The sequence below is a fragment of the Nonomuraea bangladeshensis genome, assembly GCF_039529455.1.
In the GTDB taxonomy this organism is placed as follows: Bacteria; Actinomycetota; Actinomycetes; order Streptosporangiales; family Streptosporangiaceae; genus Nonomuraea; species Nonomuraea bangladeshensis.
Map to the genome: position 1 here is coordinate 481,176 of NZ_BAAAMV010000003.1, position 26,530 is coordinate 507,705.

At 70.4% G+C, this 26,530-nt stretch carries 9 protein-coding genes; 1 reads left to right on the forward strand and 8 read right to left on the reverse strand.

Features of this window, described 5'->3' with window-relative positions; genetic code table 11:
• Positions 1–121 precede the first annotated feature (121 nt).
• The 5 genes from ABD292_RS10255 to ABD292_RS10275 form a co-directional block, all read right to left on the reverse strand.
• A complete protein-coding gene (locus ABD292_RS10255) occupies positions 122–10,861 on the reverse strand; it encodes an SDR family NAD(P)-dependent oxidoreductase (protein WP_344206844.1) in 10,740 nt (3,579 codons plus the stop codon).
• The gene (locus ABD292_RS10260) at positions 10,858–13,740 is read right to left on the reverse strand and encodes an AMP-binding protein (protein ID WP_344206846.1); all 2,883 of its coding nucleotides are present in this window, start codon (positions 13,738–13,740) and stop codon (positions 10,858–10,860) included. Before ABD292_RS10260 ends, ABD292_RS10255 begins: the two co-directional genes overlap by 4 nt.
• A 225-nt stretch (positions 13,741–13,965) precedes the next feature.
• The gene (locus ABD292_RS10265; protein ID WP_344206847.1) at positions 13,966–14,343 is read right to left on the reverse strand and encodes a hypothetical protein; all 378 of its coding nucleotides are present in this window, start codon (positions 14,341–14,343) and stop codon (positions 13,966–13,968) included.
• Between the two features lie 147 nt (positions 14,344–14,490).
• Positions 14,491–14,670, reverse strand: a complete 180-nt coding sequence (locus ABD292_RS10270; protein ID WP_344206848.1) for an acyl-CoA carboxylase epsilon subunit — start codon at positions 14,668–14,670, stop codon at positions 14,491–14,493.
• Positions 14,667–16,259, reverse strand: coding sequence for an acyl-CoA carboxylase subunit beta (locus ABD292_RS10275; protein WP_344206849.1), 1,593 nt, complete (start codon positions 16,257–16,259; stop codon positions 14,667–14,669). The genes ABD292_RS10270 and ABD292_RS10275 overlap by 4 nt, the downstream gene beginning before the upstream one ends.
• Positions 16,260–16,521: 262 nt before the next feature.
• Here ABD292_RS10275 and ABD292_RS10280 point away from each other — a divergent pair, with 262 nt between their 5' ends.
• Entirely contained in the window at positions 16,522–17,157 is a 636-nt protein-coding gene (locus ABD292_RS10280) for a 4'-phosphopantetheinyl transferase family protein (RefSeq protein WP_344206850.1), read from the forward strand.
• 12 nt (positions 17,158–17,169) lie between these two features.
• Here the strand turns inward: ABD292_RS10280 and ABD292_RS10285 are convergent, their stop codons facing one another.
• The 3 genes from ABD292_RS10285 to ABD292_RS10295 form a co-directional block, all read right to left on the reverse strand.
• Positions 17,170–17,925: a hypothetical protein gene (locus tag ABD292_RS10285; protein WP_344206851.1), complete on the reverse strand. Its 756-nt coding sequence runs from the start codon at positions 17,923–17,925 to the stop codon at positions 17,170–17,172.
• Between the two features lie 160 nt (positions 17,926–18,085).
• On the reverse strand, positions 18,086–20,122 hold the full coding sequence (locus ABD292_RS10290; RefSeq protein WP_344206852.1) for an MBL fold metallo-hydrolase: 2,037 nt from the start codon (positions 20,120–20,122) through the stop codon (positions 18,086–18,088).
• The gene (locus tag ABD292_RS10295; RefSeq protein ID WP_344206853.1) at positions 20,119–26,286 is read right to left on the reverse strand and encodes a hypothetical protein; all 6,168 of its coding nucleotides are present in this window, start codon (positions 26,284–26,286) and stop codon (positions 20,119–20,121) included. The genes ABD292_RS10290 and ABD292_RS10295 overlap by 4 nt, the downstream gene beginning before the upstream one ends.
• Between the last annotated feature and the right edge of the window lie 244 nt (positions 26,287–26,530).

Genomic DNA, 26,530 nt, shown 5'->3' on the forward strand with positions numbered 1-26,530 from the left:
CCCCAGGGCTTGCCATCCAGGCGATGTGCAGGCCCTTTCTCTTTGGCCGGACACAGACGCCGGTGCGGCGGGCGCTGGAGTGGAACCCGCGCCCGCCGCACCGGCCTTTCAAGAACCCCGGCTACCCGTTGCCGCCCAGCTCCCGGTCGAGAATCTCGAACAGCTCCTCGGCGGAGGCCGCGGCGAGCAGCTCGTCCTCCTCCGCCTTCGCCGAGGAAGGATCGTCCGCCACGGCGGGAGCGGGCTCGGGGGCCTCCGGCTCGGCCGGGGCCAGCCGCTCGGCCAGGTACCGGGCGACCGCGGTGGCGTTCGGCTGGTCGAAGGCGAGCGTGGCGGGCAACGGAAGTCCCGTACGCCGGCGCAGCCGGTTCCGCAGCTCGACGGCGGCCAGCGAGCTGAAGCCGAGCTGCACGAAGCCGCGCTCGGCGTCGATCACGTCCGCGCTGTCGTGCCCGAGCGCCATCGCCGCCTCGGCCTGGACCAGCTCAAGCAGCATCCGGTCCCGCTCCCGCGCGGGCAACCCGGCCAGCCGCTCCCGCAGCTCCGTCGTGCCGTTCGACTCGCCGGCCCGTTCGGCCACGGCGGCCGTACGGCGCGCGCCCACGAGGTCGCGCAGGAGCGCGGGCAGGTCGTCGCCACGGGCCCGCAGCGTGCGGACGTCCGGCTGGATCGGCGCCAGCACCGGCGCGGGCACGCGCAGCGCCGCGTCGAACAGCGCCAGCCCCGTGTCCGCGGAGATCGCCGGTATGCCCAGGTTGCGGACCCGGGCCAGGTCGCTCTCCTGCAGCGGCCCGCCGAGCCCGGTGTCCACCGCCCACATTCCCCAGGTCAGTGAGGTGGCGGGCAGCCCGGCGGCGGCGCGCTCCGCGGCGAGCGCGTCGAGGAAGGCGTTGGCCGCCGCGTAGTCGCCCTGCCCGGCGGCCAGCACCATCCCTCCGGCGGAGGAGAACAGCACGAAGCGGGCGAGGTCGTGCTTCTGGGTGAGCTCGTGCAGATGCCAGGCGGCGTCCGCCTTGGGCCGCAACACCCGGTCCAGCCCTTCCTCCGTCAGCGTGCCGAGCACCCCACCGGCCACCACACCAGCGGTGTGCACCACGGCGCGCAGGTCAGGGATGCCCTCCAGCAGTGCGGTGAGGGCGTCCCGGTCGGCCACGTCGCAGGCGGCGACGGTCACTTCGGCGCCCTGTCCGGCCAGCTCGTCGCGGAGCTCGGCGGCTCCGGGGGCGTCCAGGCCACGGCGCGAGACCAGCAGCAGATGCCGTACGCCGTGCTCGCCGACCAGGTGCCTGGCCATGAGGGCGCCCAGGCCGCCTGTGCCGCCGGTGATGAGCGTGGTCCCGTCGATCGGCCAGGTCGCGTCGTACGGGTCCACGGCGCGGGACACCCGGTCGGCGAGACCGGCGCGGGTCAGCCGGGGGACCCACGGCCGGCCGTCACGGATCGCCAGCTCGGGCTCGCCGGCGGCCAGGGCGACGCGTACGCCGTCCGCCTGCTCGCCGGCCCGGTCCAGGTCGACCAGGATGATCCGGCCGGGGTTCTCCTCCTGGGCGGCCCGCACCAGGCCCCAGACCGCGGCCCGCGCCGGATCCGGCGCCTCGGTGTCGCGCACCGCCACGGCACCCCGAGTGACCACCACCACCGGCCGGGCGTCCCCCTCGGCCGACCAGTCCTGCAGGCCGGTGAGGACCGGACGCAGGGTACGCCGCACCCGATCCGGCACACCGCCGCCCGACGGCTCGCCGGTGGCGTCGATGACGAGCGCGTCGGAGGCGTTCACCGGGCCGAGAGGAGCCGACGGCGCGGCCGGCCGCCACGTCACCGCGAGCAGCGAGTCCGAGGACGGACGGGCCTGCGCCAGCTGGTCGGCCTGGACCGGCCGGGACACCACCGTCTCCACGGTGGCCACCGGCCGTCCGGTGGGGTCGGCCAGGTCCAGCCTGGTGACCTCGTCGCCGTCCAGCCGGCGTAGCCGTACCCGCAGCGTGTCGGCGCCGGCGGCGTGCAGGGTGACGCCGTGCCAGTTGAACGGGATCAGCGTCGCCTTCGGCCCGGCCACCAGGTCCACGTGCATCGCGGCGTCGAGGAGCGCGGGGTGCAGGCCGTACCGGGTGGTCTGTCCGGCGTCTTCGGGGAGCGTCACTTCGGCGTAGAGGTCGTCGCCGTGTCTCCAGGCGTTGGTGAGGCCGTGGAAGGCGGGGCCGTAGCCGTAGCCGTGGTCGATCAGGCGGTCGTACAGTCCGGTGACGTCCAGTTGCTGGGCGTCCGGCGGCGGCCAGGCGTGGCGCAGGTCGGCGGGGATGGACGGGGTCGGGGTCAGGGTGCCGGTGGCGTGCCGGGTCCAGTTCCCGTGCTCGTCCTTGGAGTGGATGCCGATCTGACGGCGGCCGTCCTCGCCGGGTGCGGTCACGGTGACCTGTACGACGACGCCGCCGCTGGTGTCGGGGATGGGCAGGGGGGTGTAGAGGGTGAGTTCGTCGATGGCCGGGCAGCCGACCTGGTCGCCCGCGCGCAGGGCGAGCTCGACGAAACCGGTGCCGGGCAGGATCGCGGTGCCATTGATGAGGTGGTCGGCCAGCCACGGCTGGGTGGTGACCGACAACCGGCCGGTCAGAATGGCGCCGCCGTCGGGCTGTTCCACCACCGCACCCAGGATCGGGTGGTCGGCGGCCGTCTGGCCGAAGGCGGCCAGGTCGCCGGTCGGGGCGGGCTGGAGCCAGTAATGCCGCCGCTGGAAGGGATAGGTGGGCAGGTTGAGATGGCCGGTGCGGGTACCGGAGGCCCAGTCCACGCTGGTCCCGCAGGTCCAGGCCTGGCCCAGTCCGGTGACCAGTTGGGTGGTCTCGTCGCGGTCGCGGCGCAGCAGCGCCACTACCGAGGGCTCGTCGTCGATGAGGGTTTGTTCGATCATGGGGGTGAGCTGGGCGTCCGGGCCGGCCTCGATGAAGCAGCTGACTCCGTGCTCGCGCAGGGTGGTGATGGTGTCGGCGAACCGGACCGGGCGTCGTACGTGCTCGACCCAGTAGCCGGACTCGGTGACTTCCTCGTCGGCCAGGTCACCCGAGACGTTGGACACCAGCGCCAGGTTCGGTCGCCGCAAGGTCAGTCCCGCGACGACCTGTTCGAACTCGGCCAGCATCGGCTCCATGAGCGGTGAGTGGAACGCGTGCGACACCCGCAACGGCCGGGTCCGGTGCCCGCGCTCCCGCGCCCACTCGATCACCTGCTCCACCTGGTCGGCCGCGCCGGAGACCACGACCGCGCCGGGCGCGTTCACCGCCGCGACCGAGATCTCGCTACGCCCGGCCAGAGCCTGGGCGATTTCTTCTTCGCCGCAGCCGATCGCGGCCATCGCGCCGCCGGTCGGCAGCGCTTGCATCAACCGGCCGCGAGCGGCCACCAGCCGGCACGCGTCCGCCAGATCCAGCACCCCGGCCACATGCGCGGCGGTGATCTCACCCAGCGAATGCCCGGCCACGAAGTCGGGCTGGATCCCTAGTGATTCCAGGAGCCGGTACAGCGCCGTCTCGAAGGCGAACAGCCCGGCCTGCGCGAACACCGTCTGGTCCAGCACCCCATCGGCGCCACGCTCGCCGAGGATGATCTCCCGCAGGTTCCCTGCGGTATCGAGTTCGTCCTCCAGGAGCGCGCACGCTTCGTCGAAGGCGCGAGCGAACGCCGGGAAAGCCGCGTACAGGCCGCGGCCCATCCCAGGCCGCTGGGCACCCTGACCGGAGAACAGCACCGCCACCCGGCCCGGCCGCACCCGGCCCACGACCGTAGCCGCCGGCTCACCGGCGGCCAGCGCTCGTAGCTCGGCCAGCAGCTCCTCCCGGTCCGCTGCCGGCAGCACCGCCCGGTGCTCAAGCGCCGCCCGGCGCGTCAGCCCGGCCGCCACCTCCACCGGAGTAACCTCGTCGTGTTCAGCCACGAACCCGGCCAGCTGGTCGGCCTGCGCCCGCAGCGCTGCCTCGCTCTTGGCCGACAGCAGCACCGGGAGGAACGGGAGCGTGTCCGGCGCGCTCGCGGCCGGTGGTTCCTCAGCGGGCGGCTCTTCGACAATCACATGAGCATTCGTGCCGGAGATGCCGAACGACGACACTCCCGCCCGGCGCGGCCGGTCCGCGGCGCGCGTCCAGGGCCGGGGTTCAGTGAGCAGCTCCACCGCCCCGCCCGACCAGTCCACCTTGGACGACGGCGCATCGACGTGCAGCGTCTTGGGCAGCACGCCGTGCCGCATCGCCAGGATCATCTTGATCACACCGGCGACCCCGGCCGCTGCCTGAGTGTGGCCCAGGTTCGACTTCACCGACCCCAGCCACAACGGCGACTGCCGGTCCTGGCCGTAGGCGGCCAGCAGCGCCTGGGCCTCGATCGGGTCGCCCAGCGCGGTGCCGGTGCCGTGTCCTTCGACCACGTCCACCTGCGCGGGACCGATCCCCGCCGAAGCCAGCGCCTGAGCGATCACCCGCTCCTGAGAAGGACCGTTCGGCGCCGTAAGCCCATTCGACGCCCCGTCCTGATTGACCGCGCTACCGGCCAGCACCGCCAGCACCTGGTGCCCGTTACGGCGGGCGTCCGAAAGCCGCTCCACCACCAGCACACCGACGCCTTCGCCCCAGCCGACACCGTCAGCCGCCTCGGCGAACGACTTGCACCGCCCATCAGCAGCCAGCCCTCGCTGGAGACCGAAGTCGGTGAAGGTGTCCGGCGTGGACATCACGGTCACGCCACCGGCCAGCGCCAGATCGCACTCACCGGCGCGCAACGCCTGAGCCGCCAGATGCAGCGCCACCAGCGACGACGAACAGGCCGTGTCCACCGACACCGCCGGCCCTTCCAGGCCGAACGCGTACGCCACCCGCCCGGACACCACGCTGGCCAGGCTGCCGTTGCCCAGGTAGCCGGCATACTCCTCCGGCACCCGGCCCGGCCGAGTGCCCCAGTCGTGGTACATCACTCCGGCGAACACGCCGGTCGAGGTGCCGCGCAGCCCGGACGGGTCGATGCCCGCCCGCTCCAGGGCCTCCCAGGAGGTCTCCAGGAGAAGCCGCTGCTGCGGGTCCATCGCGGTGGCCTCACGCGGGCCGATATCGAACGGAGCAGGATCGAAGTACGCCGCGTCGTGCAGGAACCCACCCTGCTGGGTGTAGGTACGCCCCAGCTTGCCGGGCTCCGGGTCGTAGAGGCCGGCGATGTCCCAACCTCGGTCGGTGGGGAACCCGGTGACGCCGTCGCGGTCGTCGATCAGCAGTTGCCAGAGGTCTTCGGGGCTGGTGACCTGGCCGGGGAACCGACAAGCCATCCCGACAACCACGATCGGATCACCAGCAGAGCCGCTGGACGGGGCGGCCTGGACCGGACGGCGGGCCACGGTACCCGACAGAGCCGCGTCCAGGTGCGTGGCAAGCGCGCGGGGAGTGGGGTGGTCGAACACCAGGGTGGGAGTGAGCCGCAGCCCCGTCACCGCGTGCAGCCGGTTACGCAGCTCCACCGCGGTCAGCGAATCGAACCCGAACTCCTGGAAGGGCCGGTCGGCATCGATGGCCTGAGCACTGTCATGGCCGAGGGTGGCCGCGGCCTCGCCGCAGACCACGTCCAGCAACCGCCGCTGCCGCTGCGGAGCCGACAGATGCGCCAGCTCCGCCACCACCGGCCGTGCCTCATCATCCCCAGAGGCGTCGGCGGAGGCGGCTGCGGCGGGGCGGGCGGCGGGACCGGCCAGCTCACGCAACAGAGCCGGCAGATCGCCACGCCGGCCCAGCGCGGCGGGATCGAACCGGGCCGGCACCAAAAGCGCCCGACCGGTTTGCAGGCCGGCGTCCAGCAAGGCCAGGCCCTGCCCCGCGGTCAACGAGATGTGTCCTGCGGCGCGCATCCGCGCCTCATCCCGCGCACTGACGCGGCCGGCCATGCCGCGCTCCTCGGACCACGGCCCCCATGCCAGCGAGACCGCCGGCAGGCCGGCAGCGGTCCTGGTCACGGCCAGAGCATCGACGAAGGCGTTGGCCGCCGCGTAGTTCCCCTGCCCGGCTCCATCCACGACCCCGGCCAGCGAGGAGAACACCACGAACCGGGCCAGATCGGAATCACGGGTCAGCTCGTGCAGATGCCAGGCTGCGTCCACCTTCGGCCGCAGCACCGACTCCACCCGCTCAGCCGACAACGACGTGGTCACCCCGTCATCGACCACCCCCGCCGCATGCACCACGGCACGCAGGTCGGCGATGTCCTCCAGCAGCGCGGAGAGCGCGTCCCGATCGGCCACGTCACAGGCGGCGACGGCGACCTCGGCACCCCGCCCGGCCAGCTCCTCACGCAGCTCGGCAGCCCCAGGGGCATCCAGCCCACGCCGGGAGACCAGCACCAGATGCCGCACACCATGCTCAGCCACCAGATGCCGGGCCACCAGCGCACCCAGCCCACCGGTGCCGCCGGTGATCAGCGTGGTCCCATCGACCGGCCAAGCCGCCACGGCCTCCTCGCCGCCCACCAGACCAGCCTGGCCAGGCGCGTCTTCCGAACCGGGCGACGCGACCCGCCTCAGACGCGGCGCCCACAACTGACCGCCGCGCAGCGCCACTTCCGGCTCACCGGAAGCCAGCGCCGCCGCCACCGCGTCGTCGCTCACCTCACCGGCTGCCGTTTCCACATCCACCAGCGTGATCCGGCCCGGATTCTCCGCCTGCGCCGCCCGTACCAGGCCGAACACCGCGGCCTGAAGCGGATCCACCTGACCGCCGTCGGTGGCGACCCCACCTCGGGTCAGCACCACCAACCGGGCGTCATCGCCCGGTTGACCAGTCAGCCACTCCTGCAAGCGAGCCAACACCGAACCCACGCCACGGCGCACGCGGTCCAGCAGCTCACTGTCGGCGGTTCCGGCCCACTCGGTGGCATCGATCACCAGGTCTGAGCCGACGCCGCCCGACGACACCGTGGCGTCCACCGGCCGCCACACGATCTCGTGCAGCCACTGGTGCGCCGCTGAGCGCGAGCTCGACCACTGCGCGGGCACCGAACGGTAAGCCAGTGACGTCACCGTGGCCAGGGGCCGGCCCACGGGGTCGGCGAGGTCGAGCCGCACCGTGGCTTCGTCGTCCGGGCGCAGCCTGACCCGCGCCGCCCGCGCCCCGTCGGCATGCAGCGACACCCCGCGCCAGGCGAACGGCAGCGCCGTGTCCTGGTCGTGGCCGGGCAGCAGGTCGGTGGCGTGCAGGGCCGCGTCGAGCAGCGCCGGGTGCACGCCGAAGCCCGTTGCCTCGATCCCGTCCGGCAACGCCACCTCGACGAACACCTCTTCGCCGCGGCGCCAGGCTCGGGTGAGGCCGCGGAAAGCGGGGCCGTAGCCGTAGCCGCGGTTGGCCATCGCCGCGTAGAGGCCGCTGATGTCGAGCGGTTCCGCGCCCGGCGGCGGCCAGTCAGCGAGCTCCTGTGCCGACGCCGGGACGTGAGAGAGGAAGCCGGTGGCGTGCCGGAGCCAGACACCGTCTTCGCCGATGGAGTGGATCTCCACGGGCCGCCGTCCGTCGGCGTCGGATCGGCCGGCGAGCACCTGGATCGTCACCTGACCCCGGCTCGGAAGCTCCAGGGGGGCGTGCAGGGTGAGCTCGTCGATGGCGGGGCAGCCGACCTGGTCGCCAGCGCGCAGGGCGAGCTCGACGAAGGCGGTGCCGGGCAGGATCGGGGTGGCGTTGATGGCGTGATCGGCCAGCCACGACTGCGCGGTGGCCGACAACCGCCCGGTCAGGATGGCGCCGCCGTCGGGCTGCTGCACCACCGCGCCCAGGATCGGGTGGTCGGCGGCACCCAGACCAAGCGCGGCCGGGTCACTGGCCGGGGCGGGCTGCAGCCAGAAGCGGCGGTGCTGGAAGGGATAGGTGGGCAGTTCCAGGTGCCTGCTGCGGGCCCGGATGGTCCAGTCCACGTGGGTGCCACACGTCCAGGCCCGGCCCAGACTGGCGATCAGTTGGGTGGTCTCGTCGCGGTCGCGGCGCAGCAGCGCCACCACCGAGGGCTCTTCGCCGATGAGAGTTTGCTCGATCATGGGGGTGAGCTGCGCGTCGGGGCCGACCTCCAGGAAGTGGGTGACCCCGCGCTGCCGCATGACCTGGACGCCGTCGGCGAACCGCACCGGCCGCCGCACGTGCTCCACCCAGTAGCCAGGCTCGGTGACTTCGTCACCGGCCAGCTCACCCGAGACGTTCGACACCAGCGCCAGCTCCGGCCGCCGCAGCGTCAACCCGGCCACGACCTGCTCGAACTCGGCCAGCATCGGCTCCATGAGCGGCGAGTGGAACGCGTGCGACACCCGCAACGGCCGCGTCCGGTGCCCGCGCTCCCGCGCCCACTCCACGACCTCGGCGACCTGATCGGCCGCACCCGAGACCACCACCGCACCGGGCGCGTTCACCGCCGCCACCGAGATGTCGCCGTGCAGCACCGGGACGATCTCGTCCTCGCCACAGCCGATCGCCGCCATCGCGCCACCGGCCGGCAACGCCTGCATCAACCGGCCACGAGCCGCCACCAACCGGCACGCGTCCGCAAGATCCAGCACCCCGGCCACATGCGCCGCAGTGATCTCACCGAGCGAATGCCCGGCCACAAATTCCGGCCGGACCCCGAACGACTCCAGCAACCGGTACAACGCCGTCTCGAACGCGAACAGCCCCGCCTGCGCGAACACGGTCTGATCGAGCATCCCATCGGCACCACGCTCGCCGAGGATGATCTCCCGCAGGCGCACGTCGCCGGCCAGGCCGGTCACGGCCTTACCGAGTTCGGCCTCCAGAAGCGCACAAGCCTCGTCGAAGGCCCCGGCGAACACGGGGAAAGCCGCATAAAGCTCACGACCCATCCCAGCCCGCTGAGCACCCTGACCGGAGAACACCACCGCCACCCGGCCCGGCCGCACCCGCCCCTGCACCACCGAAGCCGCCGACTCACCGGCAGCCAGCGCCCGCAGCCCCGCCAGCAGACCCTCCCGGTCCGCCACCGGCAGCACCGCCCGGTGCTCCAGCGCGGCCCGGCGCACCAGCTCGGCCGCCACCTCCGCCGGACCGGCCGCATCATGCTCGGCCACGAAGGCGGCCAGCCGTTCTGCCTGCGCCCGCAGTGCCGCCTCGCTCTTGGCCGACAGCAGCACCGGAAGCGCGGCGGTGTCCTCACCAGCCACGCCCGCGGGCTCCTCGACGGGCGGCTCTTCCAGGATCACGTGAGCGTTCGTGCCGGAGATGCCGAACGACGACACCCCCGCCCGGCGCGGCCGACCCTCGACCCGCGGCCACTGCCGGGCCTCGGTCAGCAGCTCCACGGCCCCGCCGGACCAGTCGATCTTCGATGACGGCGCGTCCACGTGCAGCGTCTTGGGCAGCAGCTCGTGCCGCATCGCCATGACCATCTTGATCACGCTGGCGATGCCCCCGGCCGCCTGGGTGTGGCCCAGGTTGGACTTGGCCGAGCCCAGCCACAGCGGCGTCTCCCGGTCCTGCCCGTACGTGGCCAGCAGCGCGTGCGCCTCGATCGGGTCGCCCAGCCCGGTGCCGGTGCCGTGCGCGTCTACCGCGTCCACGTCCGCCGGCTCCAGCCGGGCGGCCGCGAGCGCGTCCCTGACGAGCCGGCGCTGCGCGGGCCCGCTCGGCGCGGTCAGCCCGTTGGACCTGCCGTCCTGGTTGATCGCGGTGCCGCGTACCACGGCCAGCACCCGGTGTCCGTTGCGGCGGGCGTCCGACAGCCGCTCCACCACGAGCACCCCGACGCCCTCGGAGAACCCGGTGCCGTCCGCGGCGTCGGCGAACGCCTTCACCCGGCCGTCCGGGGCCAGCCCCCGCTGCCGGCTGAACGCGGTGAACATGCCCGGGCTGCCCATCACCGCCACCCCGCCGACCAGGGCCAGGGAGGACTCGCCCGAACGCAGGGAGGCGCAGGCCAGGTGCAGCGAGACGATCGCGCCGGAGCACGCGGTGTCCACCGTGATCGCCGGCCCGGACAGGCCCAGCAGGTAGGCGAGCCGGCCGGTGACCACGCTCGGCGCGTTGCCGGTCATCAGGTAGCCGTCCAGGCCCTCCGGCGCCTGGTGGACGCGTACGCCGTACTCGTGCACCTCGGCGCCGAAGAACGAGCCGACGGGCTGGTCGCGCAGCGACGTCGGGTCGATGCCCGCGTGCTCCAGGGCGGCCCAACAGGTCTCCAACACCACCCGCTGCTGCGGGTCCATGGCCAGGGCCTCGCGCGGGTTGATGCCGAAGAAGTCCGCGTCGAACCCGGTCGCGTCGGGCAGGAAGCCGCCGCGGTCCACGTAGCTCTTCCCGGGAGCGTCCGGGTTCGGGTCGAAGAGGTTCTCCAGGTCCCAGCCGCGGTCGGTGGGGAAGCCGCCGAGCACCTCGCGTTCCTCGGCGAAGATCCGCCACAGTGCCTCGGCGGAGTCGGCGCCGCCGGGGAAGCGGCACCCGATGCCGACGATGACGATCGGGTCGTCGTCGGCGGCGTCGGGAGCGGTGTCCGCGCGCCCCGACCCCGGCTCCGGCACGGGCAGACCGAGTACGGCGGCGCGCACGTACTCGGCGACCAGCTCGGGCGTGGGGAAGTCGAAGGCCAGGGTCATCGGCAGCGTGACGCCGGCGGAGGCCTCCAGCCGGTCGTGCAGGTCCACCGCGGCCAGCGAGTCGAGGCCGAGCTCGCGGAACGGCCGGCTGGAGGTCACCTCGGCCAGCTCGCCGCCCTCCACGCCGAGCAGCGCCTCCCGGGTGTCCCGGAGCACCAGTTCCAGGAGCACCCGGCGCTGCTCCGCGACGGGCAGCTCGTCGAGTCCGTCGAGCCCGGCCTCGTTGGGGCCGCCGTGCTCGCCTGGAAATGCCATCATGCGCTCCGGGGGTCGGGGTTCAGCGGCGGGTCGTAGACCCGTTGGCGTTGCAGCTGGGAGACGGAGACGACCTCGCCCCCGCGGATCACCACTTCGGTGGGCGCGGGGCGGCCGAGGAACAGCGACAGGCTGGCGGTGAGGCCGTACGCGCCCGCGTGCGGAATGGTCACCAGATCGCCGGGTGCCGGGTCGGGCAGCTCGACCTCACGGGCGAGCAGGTCGCCGGGCGTGCACAAGGGCCCGGCCAGCGCGGCCTTGCGGCCGGGCGCGGCGGCCTGCGGCGTGTCGCCGTCCGGTGGCGTGGGCTTGACCTGGACCGGGAGCAGCCGGCCGAGCCCGGCCATGCCGCCGAACGCGTTGATCCCCGCGTCCAGGATGGCGAAGGTGCGGCCCCGGCTCTCCTTGATGTTGATCACGGTGCTGTGCAGCTCGCCGCAGTCGGACACCAGGTAGCGGCCGGACTCGCAGGCGATGCTCGGCCGGCCCTCCCGCCACTGCGGCAGGTGCCGGTCCAGCGCCTCTTCCAGGCCCTTGCGCAGGTTCGGGTAGCCGGGCCGGGTGCCCGGCACGCCGTACGGCGCGGAGAACCCACCGCCGAGATCCACCAGCTCCAGCGGTTCGCCCAGGATGCGCTGCACCTCCGCGGCGACCGTCACGGTGTGCTGGAACTCGCCGATCAGGCTGTCCTCGTCCGCGGCGTTGCTGAGCGGGAAGAAGTGGGCGCCGATGATCCGGACGCCGGGAACCGCGCGCATCGCGTCGACCTGCGCCGGCAGATCCTCCATGTCGTTGCCGAACTGGGAGGGCGTGCCGGTCATCCGGATGCTGGTGGCGGCGGCCGCGGTGGCGCTGTTCACGCGGAGCAGGCACTTGGCGACGACGCCCTGCGCGGTGGCCGCGGCGCCGACGTGTTCGAGGTCGGTGAGCGACTCCACGGAGAACAGCCGCACCCCGGCGGCGATCGCCTCGGCCAGCTCGCCCGCGGTCTTGCCGGGGCCGGTGTACATGCACTCCGCGCCGGTGAAGCCCGCGGCCAGCGCGGCGGCCAGCTCCCCGGTGGAGCTGATCTCCGCACGGCAGCCGCCGCCGGGGGCCGTACGCAGCGCGCGGGCCACGTCCGGGTGCGGGTTGGCCTTGAGCGCGTAGTAGATCGCGGTGCCTTCCGGCATGAAGTCGGCCAGGTCCCGGTACGCGGCCGTGACCCGGTCCAGGTCGTACACGTAGAGCGGGGAACCGAACCGGCGGACCAGCTCCTCGCGGGGGATTCCCGGCGGCTTGCGGTGAGGCTCCGCCTGCCGCGTCGCGTCCGGGAGCGACCCCTGGGGAGCGGACGCGGCCGGGCGCGCGTCCTGCGCGTGCAGGTCGCGCAGCCGGTCGCGGGCGTACTTGCCGTGCGCGGACTGCGGGATCTCCTCGACCACCCGGCAGACCGCGGGCACCTTGGCCGGCTCCAGCCGGGCGGCCAGCTCGCGGAGGACGGCGTGGGGCTCCAGCTCCGCCCCGTCGGCGGCCTCGACGAAGATCGCGAGGTCGTGCTCGCCGTCCGGGGGCAGCGCGGCGGCCGCCCTGACCCCGGCGATGTCGAGCGCCGCCGCCTCGATCTCCACGGTGCTCATCCGGATGCCCTTGCGTTTGAACATGTCGTCCCTGCGGCCGTCGAAGTAGAGGTATCCGTCCTCGTCGAGGTGGCCGTAGTCGCCGGTGTGCAGCCGCAGCTCCCCCGTCCGCGGGTCGCGGCGGAACGTCTTGGCGGTCACCTCGGGGTTGCGCCAGTACCCCGGCATCACGTGCGGGCCGGTCACCACGATCTCCCCGGTCGTCCCGGTGGGCACCGGGTTCCCGTCGGGGTCGAGGATGTGTACGGCGGTGCCGGCCAGGGGCCGTCCCACGGAGTCCGGGCGCTCCCGATCCTCCTCGGGAGGCATGACGGAGATGCGCTTGCACTCGGTCTGGCCGAACTGGCGGACCACCCGCGCGCCGGGGAAGTGGGTCCGCAGCGCCTCGATGGTGGTGGCGGGCAGCGCCGCGCCCGTGTTGGTGAACAACCGCACCCCGGTGGTGGGCTCGCTCTTCCGCTGCGCCGAGGCGATGATCATGTTGGCCAGCGAGGGCACGATCGGCACCACGGTCGCCCGGGTCTTCCTGAGCTGGTCGACCAGCCGCAGGTCGGCGCCGGCGTCGGCGAAGACCACCTCGGCGCCCACGGCGCAGGTCATCAGCAGCTTGTACAGCCCGTAGTCCCAGGACATCGGGAAACGGCAGAAGACCACGTCGTCCGGGCGGTAGCCGAGCGCCTCGACGAGCGCCACGGTGGCGAAGCAGACCTGGGCGTGGGGGAGGATGACCGCTTTCGGCTCCGCCGTACTGCCCGAGGTGTACACCAGCGCGGCCAGGTCCGCGGGGTCGAGCTCACTCGGCACGGCCACGCGCGCTCGCCGGCTCGCGAGCTCGGTCACCTCGGCCCAGACCGTTTCCAAGTCGTGGACCGGTGCGCCGGTGAGAGCGCGTACGGCGTCGGGTTTTCCGCCGGCGGATTCGACGATCACCAGCGCGGGTTCGGCGTTCTCGAGCACCGAACGCAGGTGGAAGCTCTTCATCGCCGGGTTGAGCGGCACGAAGACGGCGCCGCGGCGCGAGACGCCGAAGAACAGCGCCGCCAGCCGGCGGTCGGTGGGGGCCTGCACCACCACGCGCATGCCCTGGCCGACGCCCTGCCGGTCCAGCCAGTAATCCACCGCGTGGCCGAACGTATCCAGTTCGTGATAGTTCCAGATCCCGGTGGAGTCCCGTACCGCTGGCGACTCGGGAAACTCCGCTGCGCTTTGGTCGAGAAAATCGTGGATGAATGTCCCGTTGTATCTCGGCCGGTTATTCCGCATAATCGACGATCTCCCTCAGGCGGCGGAGTTCAGGCTAAGCCGGGGCCGCGCCCCAGATGTACCCCTAGCCGCCCCTAACGTCGGGGCCGGTCGGCCTATGGTGGCGTTCAATAAGTCGCTCTCTTTCCAGCGGGTTTACGCGGGGATTTCGCGGCATTCGAGCCGTCTTTCATGAGCAGGGCTCACCAGGCCGGCGCGCGGCGCGGCCGGCGGTCGAACGAGTGGCTACGACCCGGCGCTCTCGGTCAGCGGGTCCACGTTCCACTGCGCGGGCAGATCACCGCCGCAGAAGACGCAGACGAAGTCGCCCTCGCGCACGATGTTGTGCTCCTGGCACCCGGGACAGCGCCGGAACACCACCTCATGGGTGAAGCCGGACGGACGCCCGACCCCTGCGCGATCGAGGGCCTGGGCGACCGACGGCCACGAGCTGACGTCCGGGCAGTACCCGGTCGAATGGTTGCTGACGTCGCCCACGACCCATCGGCCCGCCTCGCGGGCGAAGCCGATCTCGCCGGCGCTCAGGACCGGTCGTCCGCCCGCGCAGGCCACGTGCTCGCTTCGCCGCGGGGCCAGCAGCAGCACGCCGTCCGCGCCGACCACGAAGGTGAACGGCTCGGCCAGCTCGGCGGCGGAACGCCCGGTGACCCAGCTGTCGAAATCGGCCGCCGAGCCGATTCCGGCGGCCGCCGCTGCCGGGCCGGACCGCGGCCTTCAGCTCGGCCGGTCCCACGTACCGATAGCTCCGCCTCACACTGTCATCCGTCCGGCCGCGGGAGGTCGCGGGAGGTCCCCCGCCTGGATCCAGGGAGCCGTACGGCGGGCCGGGCGCGGCGGGGCGGCGGCGGTGGCACGCAGCCGGAGCGCGCAGATCAGCGCGCAGATCTCCTCGGCCGTGGGCGCTCCGGCGACCACTTTGATCTCGTTCACATCGGTGGGTTTCCGTGCTTGCGGTAGGGCGGGGGCACGTGCTTGGCACGCAGCAGTTCGAGCGCCCGGCCCAGCCGCGCCCGGGTGTCGCGGGGGTGGATGATGTCGTCCACCAGGCCGCGTTCGGCCGCGTAGTAGGGGTGCATGAGCGCGCGGCGGTACTCCTCCACCCGGGTGACCCGCTGCTGCTCAGGGTCGGGCGAGGAGGCGATCTCCCGGCGGAAGATGACGTTCGCCGCGCCTTCCGCGCCCATCACCGCGATCTCGTTCGTGGGCCACGCGAAGGACATGTCCGCGCCGATCGAGCGGGAGTCCATCACGATGTAGGCGCCCCCGTACGCCTTGCGGACGATGACCTGGATGCGGGGGACGCTGGCCGCGCAGTACGCGTACAGCAGCTTGGCCCCGTGCCTGATGACGCCGCCGTGCTCCTGGTCGGCGCCGGGCAGGAAGCCCGGGACGTCGACGAGGCTGACGAGCGGGATGTTGAAGGCGTCGCACATCTGGATGAAGCGGGAGCCCTTCTCCGAGGCCGCGATGTCCAGCACGCCGGCCAGATGGGACGGCTGGTTGGCCACGATCCCGATGACGTGACCGCCGAGCCTGCCGAGCCCGCAGATGAGGTTGAGCGCCCAGCCCTGGTGGAACTCGAAGAACTGGCCGTCGTCGACGATCTCCTCGATGACGGCCGCCATGTCGTAGCTCTGCGCGGGGTCGCTCGGGACGAGGTCCACGAGCGGGTCGTTGGGGCGGTTCACCGGGTCGGCGCTGGGGGCGACCGGGGGCAGCTCCTGGTTGTTGGGCGGCAGCATGGAGAGCAGGAAGCGTACGTCCTCCAGGCACATCAGCTCGTCGTCGTAGACGAAGCCGGCCACGCCCGAGCGGGTGCCGTGGACCCCGGCGCCGCCCAGCGCCTCGCGGCTGATGTCCTCGCCGGTCACGGCCCGCACCACGTCGGGTCCGGTGATGAACATCTGCGCCGTGCCCTGCACCATGAAGACGAAGTCGGTGAGCGCGGGCGAGTAGGCCGCGCCTCCCGCGCAGGGCCCGAGCATGACGCTGATCTGCGGGACGACGCCGGACATGCGGACGTGCCTGCGGAAGATGCCGCCGTAGCCGGCGAGCGCCGTGACCCCTTCCTGGATGCGTGCTCCCGCCCCGTCGTTGAGGCCGATCAGCGGCACTTTGGCGGAGGCGGCCAGATCCATGACCTTGTGGATCTTGTCCGCGTGGGCCGCGCCGAGCGCGCCGCCGAAGATGCGGAAGTCGTGGGCGTACACCATGACGTCCTGCCCGTGCACCTTCCCCCACCCGGCGACGACACCGTCGGTGTACGGCCGCCGGGCCTCCAGCCCGAAGCCGGTGGCGGTGTGCCTGCGGAACGGTTCGACCTCGACGAACGATCCCGGGTCGAGAAGGGCGTCCAGGCGCTCCCGTACGGTCAGCTTGCCCGCGGCGTGCTGCTTCTCGGTGGCCACAGGATCCGGCCCCTGGATGATGCGGTCCCGCACCAGTTCGAGTTCGGCGATCCTGTCGCGCATGGTTTCCTGCGGCAGCTGGCTCACAGGAGTCGGCGCGGTCTTGCTCATACAACCCCCACCGTGAAAAGCCAGTGAAATGAATATCGGCAACGCCTGCCAGGCGGACATTACGGGGAGTGCTGAAACAGGCCAACCCCTAACCATTAGGGGTGTCCCGGCGGTGACGGTCTTCCGTATCGTCCCTCATGTCGGCTAGAGGAACTGTGCCGCCACAGGAGGGTACGCGAACAATGACCGCCACTGATCGGAGTTCATGGGCGGCGTTTCAGCCCAGCCTCAGCACATTCGACCCGACTTATCGTTCTTTCTCATGATAGAGGACCTCATGCCGCCCGGCGTGATCACCGCCGAGGTCTTCGCCGACCCACCGGACGCCGCGCTGTTCCCGGAGGAAGCGGCTCTGGTCGCGCGCGCCGTGGAGGCACGGCGGACCGAGTTCACCACGGGACGCCACTGCGCCCGTACGGCCCTCGCCGGCCTCGGACTGCCGCCGACGCCGATCCTGACCGGACCGCGCGGCGAGCCGCTGTGGCCCGACGGCGTGGTGGGCACCATCACGCACTGCCGCGGCTACCGCGCGGCCGCGGTGGCGCGCACTCCGGACGTCCTCAGCATCGGCATGGACGCCGAGCCACGCGAGCCGCTGCCCCCCGGAGTCCTGGACGCCATCGCCCTGCCCCAGGAGCGGACCTGGGCGGAGAGCGCCCAGGAACGGGGCCGCCTGCTGTTCACCATGAAGGAGTCGGTGTTCAAGGCGTGGTACCCGCTCACCCACCGCAACCTGGGCTTCGACGAGGCCGAGATCATCGTCAACGACACCGGCACGTTCACCGCGAAGCTGCTGGTTCCCGGCCCCGTCGGCGAGTTCACCGGCCGATGGGCCGTCTCGGACGGCTTCGTGGCCAGCGCGATCGTGTGGGGCACGAACCCGCCGTCAGGCATGTGACCTCGTTCCTCATCACTCCTCATCGAGGCCCTGGGATTCGGCGAAGAAGCCGGAATTGCGCACTTCGGTCATGAACTCCTCGGCGGTGCCGCGCCCGATCATGACATAGCCGCCCTCGTCGTACGCAGCCCAGGCGATGTGGAGCCCGGGGCGGACCTCACCGACGCCTTCCCACCAACTGCTGTTGGACGCCGGTGATCCCCCGTCCCAGTCGTAGCCGTACGTGGCGTGTTCGCGCCGGACGAGTGGAAGTGGGGGAGAGTCTTCGCCCGGGTCCATCGGGATGAGCGTGCGCCGGTCGGTCACCTGCGCGGCCAGATAGGGGATGCCGTTGATGGAGATCAGCAGCGGCGCCAGGTCGTCATATCGGACGTAGAGTCGCTCGTCGTGCGGCGGCACCCGGTCGCAGCCTGCGGCGTGGTCGGCCAGGTCCTCCTCGTCCCAGTCGTCCTGGGGGAGCAGGTGCTCGTCGGCCAACAGGGCCCACGCGTCCTGCAGTTCACCGAACGGTTCGACCAGCTCGACCACACGCTCTTCCAACTCGGCGAGGCAGGTGATCTCAACCGCCGCCTCCGCCGGAAAGGTCAGCAGGTCAGGCACCCGGGCGAGCGCCGCCGGCAGTGGATCTTCGGTGTCCGAACCGAGGTCCAGCCGCTCTGTCGGGCCCTTGCCGCGGCGGGTCAGCAGCTCCAAGCGTCCCAGCCGCCGGTGCAGCGTGCGTGCCAGGCGTCTGTCGTACATGCGCCAGGCGCGGATGTCGAGCAGCACCTCGCCGAGCGGGGTGAGCGGACGGCTGGGGTACAGGCAGTCCTCGGGGAGTCGTTCCCGCCGAGGGCCGGGACGGTTCACAGGTGTCCTTCCATGAGTACGGCCAGGTCCTCCGAAAGCGACATCCGACGAAGTCGGAACGGTCACAAGACGACCATGACTACTGCCATGGGCCCGTGGCCACGCAACGATGCCCTCTGACCTCCAATATCTGGCGGAAGTCCTGCTGACGACGCGGGAGGCCATGGACCAGCATGGTCTGACGGGCGCCGACTTCGTCGGCGATGTCGAGCAGGCCTCGCTTGTCGGCATGGGCGGACAGGCGCATCATCTCGATCCGGGCTCTGAGGGGGATCTCCTTCTTCTTGCCGCGGTCGTCGATGGTCAGGTGGGAGGCCCGGTCCTCGACAAGCCTGAGGAGTCTGGCTCCGCCGGATTCCTCATCCTGGTATCCGGACAGGAACAGAGCGCTCCGCGACTCGGGGAGGATCCTGGCCGCCCATTCGATGGCAGGGCCGCCCGTGAGCATCCCCGACGTTGTGATCACCACACCGGAGGTGAACATGTCCAGGTGCTCCGGCCGCTCGGCGCGGCTGACGTTGCCCCCGAAGATACGCAAGGGCGAATGCCGGTCTCCTGTAATGCTCTCGAAGGACGATGCCAGGTCGGCTGCCATGCCGTCGAGAAGCACCGGGACGTGCGGCATACGCGTTCGCATGATCATGGCGAGTTCCTGGGCGCGGCCCAGGGCGAAGGCGGGGATGAGTACACGTCCTCCGGCCGCATAGACGTCGTCGACGGCACGGACCAGGTCCTTGACGCGGGTTTCCCGGGGATCGTGCTCCTCGGCGCAGCACGTGGACTCCATGAGGAGGAGATCTGCTTCGCGCGCGGAGTCCGGAATGGAGTAACCGTCCACGGTTTCCTGGCGAAATCCTGAAATGTCGCCGGTGATGACTACGCGTTGATCACCGGCTCGGACGACGACCCCGGCCGCGCCCAGGATGTGCCCCGCAGGGAACAGTTCGATGGTGATGTCGCCGATCGTGCGCGTGACGCCGAAGGGCACTTCTTCACACCGCCGCGCGGTCAGCTCGACGGCGTCACGCTGGTACAGCGGCTCGCTGTCGGTGCCCCATCGGCGATGGAGCCGCTCCCGTTCCCCCATGAGTTTCGCCGAGTCCGCCCACATGCGCGGCATCAGCGCGGTGGTCTCGGGCGTGGCGAGGATGCGCAGGCTCGGAAAACGCGTGGTCAGCGCTGGCACGTACCCGCAGTGATCGGTGTGAGCGTGTGTGATCACCACGGCCTGGAGGGGCTCTGACAGGGCCTCGTCGATGTGACGTGGCGGGAGCGCCGGATCGCCCGGGATCAGCCCCGCGTCCACAAGCAGGCGAGTCTCACCCGCTTCGATCAGGACGCACGAGCCGCCGATCTCGGTAGCACCTCCGAGGGGACGCACGCGCAGGGTCCGCTCTCGAGAGACGGTCACCTGGGGACTCGCCTGAGGTTGCGGTGGCGAGATGATCGCCTGAAGGGCGCCGACGAGAGAGTCCGACGCGATCCCAGCGGTCTCGGCAGCCACTATGAGGGGTGACGGGTCCTGCCCATCGAGGCGCTCATTGCGCGGATCGCGTGCCTCCGCGCTCTCACGGGTGAGGTCAGGAGACCGCTGGAGGATGGCGAGCAGGTTGGAGGCTAGGACATGCGGATCGTGCAGGCGGCGTTGGAGTGCCGCGACCTGCGTTTCCAGTTCCTCCGCACGTTTTTCCGCGTCGGCGAGTGCGTTGCGGGCGCTCTGCAGTGCCTTGACAGCGTGCTCGTGACGGCCCTTCTCCATCTCCAGCTTGCCTCTCAGCCCGCTGATCCTGGTTTGCAGGCGAGTACGCAGAGTCTCGCGAGCCGTATCCGACCTGTTGAGCAGTTCGAGCAGTCGAAGGCCGGCCCGGACGACGTCATCGTCCGTGGACAGGATCAGGGAGGAGGACGTGTGGAGCTCAGGCTGGTCGTGCCGGATCTCCAGTTCCTCGCGGACCTTGCTTCTGAGCGCCGGCACCTTGATCAGCGCGTCGATGATGACGGGACGTCGTTCGACGGCGAACTGCTCCGCGTCGTGCTCTGCCCCGGCCATGGTCGGCCGGGACAGGAGTACGCGTGCCGCCGCCTGGAGAATCGGCAGCAGTGGATCGGACGTCACCGGGGAGGTCTCATCCGTTGAGTGGCCCTTGCGAGGACGGGCTCCAGCTTCAGCATGCCGTCCTCCTGGGGGACGAGCGCACCGAGGATTCGCAACACCTCGACCAGGTCCGCGGTGGAGATGTAGCCCTCCTCCTGCAGGCACGCCTCGGCCAGCGGATGCCCGTCATCTCCCGAGGCCAGGAAGCCGGCGAGCGTCTCAGGCGTGTCGGCGATGTCGGACACCTCCACGAGCATGCGCCAGGCGGTGCTGATCGCCATGCTCGACAGGACCCCGGTCGATTGCACGAACTGTTCCGGTTCCCGTTCCAGATAGTCCTGGCAGGACTCCAGGGCGTGTTCGCGATCGGTGTCACCGTCAGCAAGAGTGTTGACCACCTTGCTGATCAGCAGCGGCCATCCACCGGTCGTGCGGAGCAGCGCGGCGCGGCTCGGGTCTTCCTGGAAGCCGAGCCCGACTTCGTACATCCATTGCCGGACGGCGGGGCGGTTGAACCGCTGCAGCTCGATGAGTTCGGCCGTGCCTGTCAGCGCGGTGGCCTCGGTGTCCCCGATCGCCGTTCCGCGGCTCGTGGAAAGCCACATGGAGGCATGTTCCGGCGGTGCGATCAGTGTGATCGAAAGGGTGCCTCGGGTAGATGCGGAGAGCTCGGCTGCCGCCGCTCGGTACATCGCGGTCGCCTTCTTGTGCGACTGCCCGGCGAGGTCAACGATCACCACGTCGTGATCCGAGCCTTGTCTGGCGCGTTGCAGCGCTCCCTCGAACGTGACACCGCCGGGTTCCACTCGCCACGTCTGGGCCTGTTCGTGACGTGACGCCGCCTCTTCGAGAGCGGTCGCGACCCTGTCGATCTGCAGCGCCGGCGAACCGGCGATGAGATGCAGGACATTGCGCGGGCTGAGCAGTCGAGCTACCTGACTGCCCGTCAGAGGGGAGCATTCGCCGTTGTTCTTGTAGGTGTCGCGGTACGACTGCGCGTCGAAGGAGTCGGGACGTTCGAAGGTTTCGGCCTGCTCAAGTACGGCCTCGACCTCGTCGGCCCCGCCGAGCAGGTTGAGAATGTGCGGGGTTCGCAGCCGGTAGCCCTCTCCGTCGGCGGCCAGCACGCCCAGGTTGACGCATTCCTCGAGAAGGCCCCGGAAAGCGTCGTTGGTGGAGTCGCGGAACCCTTGCGGCCACCACTCCTGGCACTCGGACCGCAACTCGCCGGCCGTCAAGGTGACGTCGGTTCCCTCGTTGAGCGCGCGGAACGCAACGGTATAGGCGATGACCTTGTATCGCTTGTCCAGATTCAGGGTCCACTCGAAGCGGTCACGGAAACCCCGGGCGAGTTTGCTGTCCCTCCACACCTTGTCCACGTCTTCGCGGGTGATCTCGTACGGCATCGTCATGTTGGTCGTGGGGATCCGGCGCAGTCGCGTCAAGAGGGCGTCCGCGAACAACTGGATCAGAGCTGGAGCGTTGTTCGCCTCGGCGATGACCCGTGCCGCCAGTCGTGGCGCGAAGTGGAAACCCAGCGCCTGGAGCGGCTTGGTGAGCAGGCTGTACGCGTCCTGCGGTTCGAGCGGTCCGACCGCGATCGGAGTGCCGAGGTGGGTGATCGGCTGATTGGAATGGCTCTTGAACCGAGCTGTCTGGTGCAGGCCCGCGAAGACGACCTTGACTCGGTAGTCCGTCTCGGACATGAGGTTGCGCAGGGTGATGACGTTGCTGAAGGCGGCATCCCTGGCGTCGGTGTTGAGGAACTCATCGGCTTCGTCCAGCAGGATCAGCAACTGCCGCGCGGGATCGGCGCCGATCCACTCCTTCACCTCGTCGCAGATCTCCTTCGGGTCGGACAGGTTGCCCGCAGTGCTGGGAAGCACCTCGGCCTCGACGAGCTTGCCCGCGAGCATCGGCCACAAGGCTGTCACGCGGGTGATCCTGCCGATGTTCTGGATGATCTCGGAGATGACCTTGCGGTTTTCGTCGGTCTTGTGAACGTTGCGTTCGGCCTTGCGTAGCAGGGCCGACTTGCCGAGCTGGCGTCCGCCGTAGACGAACGAGGAACCGGTCCTGCTGGTCACCTCATGCAATTGGTCCAGACGACCGTAGAACATCTCCTCGGGAACGTCGCCGGTCGGTGCGTAGGGGTTGGTGGAGGTGAACGGGGCCAGGAGGCTCACGGTCGAGGACCAATTGGCCTCGGGGAGGCAGGCGAGGTAGCTGATCGCGGTGTCGTCGAGCACCGCCGCGACCGGCGCCGGTCGGCGGCGACTCGCCGCGGCGAGCTGTCGCCGCTGCTCGACCGTGAGGACGCCGAAGTAGAAAACCAACACGGTCTGGTCCCCAGGCTGGTCCTTGAGCCACTCGATCACCTGCTGAGGCCCTGGTGATTTCCACACCAGCAACAGGCGGAGCCGGTCGCCCGAAGGGCTCATCCTGGACCCGAAGGAGGGCAGCAGCGGGTCGCCGATCGTACGGACCCGGTTCAACGTGATCCAGATCCGGTTCTGCTCCTCACGGGACCCCTCCTGATCGCCTTCGAGGCCGATCATCTGCAGCACTCCCGTGACGGTGCTCTTGAAGTTGCCTGCGGACTTCGGCCCCTGGGCCATGTGCTGCCAGACACGCAGTCCGTTCTCGGAGACTCCGCGGCGGCCTCTGGGGATGGCGGCGATGGACAGCCCGCTGTGCAGCAGGAGGCTGCTCAGCGCTGCGGGCTCAGCGATCTCGTTGCCGCTGTGGAGTGCGTCCTTGAGCCTTCGCAGCCACTCCTCTCCTTCACGGCCCTTCTGCTTGCCCGGCAGCCTGGCGGACATGGCCTCGAACGCCTGGGGGAAGTGCGGAAAGTAACGTTTCAGGTGATCGACTGTGTCGGAGACCTCTGGAAGCTGGTTACCGACCTTGGCCTGGGCGGTGAACTCGCGGGCGGTGGTCAGGTCTCCGCTCTCGATGTAAGCCCGGATCCGCTCCTGGACCGTGGCGATGTCGGTGTTCTCGGCGCTGAGGGTGTTCAGGGCCGAGAGCTCGGCGTCGATCTGTTCCTGGCGAATCCCGGCGGCCTCCTGGACGAGCAGGTCGAGGGCGTCCGAGATGGCATCGAAATCGTCCCGGTCGTCGTTGCCGAGCGCCTGCAACATCGAGACGAACCGGGTGGCCACCGTCTCGGGGAGTACGCCGTCCCGCCGCCACTCGGCGATCTGGTCCTGGATGTCCTCGATCCGGTCGTCACGGTCGCGCCGGGCCGAGTCGACGAGTTTCTCCCTGCGTCCGCGAAGTTCGGCCGCCAGCGATTGGTCCACGTGCCCTAGCACGGCCAGCAGGGCGCGGGTGCCCGTATGGTCGCCGCGAGCGGCTCGGGCCTCGAAGGCAGCACGCCAGTCCCGCCGGTCGGCCTCGCAGGCGGCCAGGAGGTCGGCCGGCGCCGGCTCGTCCAACGGGCAAACGGTGTCCCCGTCGAACCGGATCGCGGGTGAGAGGAGCAGGTCTGCGTTGAGCACTTGTGCGGCAGACGGCTCCGGCTGCGCCAGCGGGCCGCCGTCCAGCAGTCGCAGGGTGTCGCGGACGAGAATCGAAGCGCCGGTCGCCGAGGCGGCAATGAGCGGGTCGGCCGAGTCCATCAGGCTTGCGAGCTCATTCTGGGCCTGCGAGCGGTTGCGGTTGACGATCGTGCGCAGTTCGTTGAGTGGTTTGACCACCCAGGAGACGCCGGCATCATCCGTCCGGAGTGACTCCACCTCACGTGTGGCCGTCACCCAGTCACCCACGTGGTCCAACGCCCTGTCGATCTTCTCGACGAGTTTGGCTCGTGCGCTGGAGTGGATGTGGTTACCTCCCTTTCTGGAGGTCCTGGCCTTGGTGGTCTCGTCGATCATCCGGTCGACCGCGCCTCCGGCTCTGAGGGCGTCGAGCTCCTGAATCACCTCCTCCACGCGGGAAACGTCGTCCTGAGCGGCGATGGACAGCAGCCTGCCCAAGCTCTCGTCGTCTTGCAGGAGGAACTTCCACACTTCGGTGGCCAGGGCGAACTTGATCTTCTGGGACCGCCCGTCCTCCAGGAATCTGGCAGCCGCGGCTGCGGCCCGGTCCCGATCGGCTTCCGCCTGCGACGCATCGTGCATCCGGCCGGACAGTCCCGGCACCAGATAGGCGCCGGCCTTGGCCATCCGGCTGAATGCCTCGCTGTACGCGGTCAGCCCGGGGTAGGGGGAAAGGACCGCTGCGAACTCGTCCAGCAGGTGGGCGGCCTCCGGAGTCGGGTGGATCAGACCTGTGCGAAGCGCGGCCGCCCATGCCAGCAATTGACCGGGCGTGTCGTCGCTGAGAGCTCTCATCGACACCTGGCGAGCGCATTCGCTGAAAGCGGCTGACAGCCGGCCGGCGAACTCGCTCATCTCAGCCGCTATCGCGGCACACCGCCGGGCGCTCGCCTCGGCCGACGGCTTGCCCATGGCGTCGTGCAGCCAGGCCGCCAGTCCGAACCGGCCAGAAGCGAGCGCCAACGCCTCGGCCTCGGCGACCTCGCCGGCCGGGCCCGGGTCACTCGCAGCCTGAGCGGTAGCGGGCCGCGGAGCCGGTTCAGCCGATGGCTGGTCAGGGTCGGTCCGTACGGCTGAGGCCGGAGGCTGCTCCTGCTTCCGCGAAGCGGGGGAACGTTCCTTGGGCGGTCGTACGGGCTTTGACGGGCTCAGCTGCGTGCGATGGTCGGCGATGAAGGCGTCCAGGGCCGCCAGTTCGTCGTCGGCGGCCGGCTCCGCCTCCCCTGAGGGCGATGCCAACGGGCCCTGCGGCTCGTCCGCGGTTCCACCCGGATCTTCGTCTTCCGTGTTCTCCTCCTCGGACGGAGGCACGGCTTCCGCGTGGGCTGTCACAGGAATGGAGGGGACGACCAGCATGCCTCTGGCGGCGGCCGTGGCCAGCGGCACCCAGTGGCGAGGCGCCTCCTCACGGAAGCGTTCCTGCAGGGTGGACACCTGCATGATGGCCTCGTCGTCGTGGGCGAGACGGATGAGCTCGGCCAGGATCTTCAGCGCGGGCGACGCGACCGTGGCCGCTTCGCGAACCTCCTGGAGCAACCCCTCCAACTGAGAGGGTCCGGTGAGGTGAGCGAGGGGGAGAACCTCGTGGCGTGCCGTCTCTACCGACTCGAGAACAGTGAGCGCTTCATCGAGGCTGTCGGTGGTGGCTGCAGAGATGGGGCTGCCTTGCGCGGACTCCAGCTTGTCGCGAAGACCGTCGAAGTCCTGAACACCCTGTGCGATCATGTCGATGTCCTGAGCTGAGGGACGCGCACCGCGAGCGAAGGCCGTCCGTGTGCGTTCGGCGGCATCAGCTGCTTTCAGGAACGACTCGCGCAGGAGGCCCAACTCCGCTCGCAGAGCATCGATCGGGAATGGATCGCCTACGTGACCTGGCTCGTGAGAAGTCATCTCACTTCCTTCCGGCGCGCTGCCCTCGTCGTTGACCGGCGTCACCCCGACGATCGGGACTGGCCGAGGGGGAAGGGACAACGCGACGTCTCTGAGTTGATCTAACGAGACCGGCTGTTCGGGAAGCTCGGGGTGGAGAGCACGAAGCTCGGCCCAAGCCGAATCGACGGCCCGAGCGGCGTCCGGTGCCATGCGCTGGCTGGAATGGGTGAGAAGCGCGAGCGCGACGGGAGACAGCGGTACGTCAAGCCGGTAGATCTCCGCGAGCACAAGGTCGGTCAGCGACGCCCCCAGCGCTCTGGTGTTCGCCAGTCCCACGGCGAGTGCGTGTGTCTTGCCGAGGGAAGCCGCAGCGGAGGCGGGACGCAGCAGATCCGCGCAATCTTCCCGGGAGAGCTCGTCGTGATTCTCGAACGCCGAGATGAACGGACCGGCCAGGTTACGAACCAACGAGGTACGCCGGCGTCGGTCGTTGCCGCGCAGAGTCCGGGCGAGGCTGACGACCGTCAGCTTGGTGATCGACCGCATGTCGCGAAGCCCGACGTGGCTCAGAATGCTCTTACGGAGCGGTACAGGGTAGACGCGGATCGCGAGGAGATCATCCTCCGTCACCCTGGCGGCCACGTCCACGCTGACCAGGTCGGCCTGCCCGAACGCCGGAAGCGCGCTGACACTGCCCAGCGGTCTCGAATGCGATCGATGGGGGTTCTTGGCGCCGTGGCTTTGCTGCAAGATATCGCCGCCCTTCTGCATCGGTCTCGATCGTGAGACGGTGGGTCACGAGTTGGCTACTGGAGCGAACGAATCAGGACGCTGAAGAGTCGAAGACTTCAGAAGTGAGACATCGAGGGGCTGAATGCCTTTGTGCCGTTCCCCTCCGTGACCGGAAGTAGCTGGATGCTACCGACTATCGACATGCGGCGCAACGGCCTCGCAAGAAAGAGTATGTGAACTGAATACACTGGCCGTACCATGGGATCTTGCGCTACTGTTTGCT

Excerpts from the sequence above, each read along its gene's own strand:
- ABD292_RS10255 (WP_344206844.1), bottom strand. The coding sequence starts at position 10,861 with ATGATGGCATTTCCAGGCGAGCACGGCGGCCCCAACGAGGCCGGGCTC.
- ABD292_RS10280 (WP_344206850.1), top strand. The coding sequence starts at position 16,522 with ATGATAGAGGACCTCATGCCGCCCGGCGTGATCACCGCCGAGGTCTTC.
- ABD292_RS10260 (WP_344206846.1), bottom strand. The coding sequence starts at position 13,740 with ATGCGGAATAACCGGCCGAGATACAACGGGACATTCATCCACGATTTT.
- ABD292_RS10275 (WP_344206849.1), bottom strand. The coding sequence starts at position 16,259 with ATGAGCAAGACCGCGCCGACTCCTGTGAGCCAGCTGCCGCAGGAAACC.
- ABD292_RS10295 (WP_344206853.1), bottom strand. The coding sequence starts at position 26,286 with ATGCAGAAGGGCGGCGATATCTTGCAGCAAAGCCACGGCGCCAAGAAC.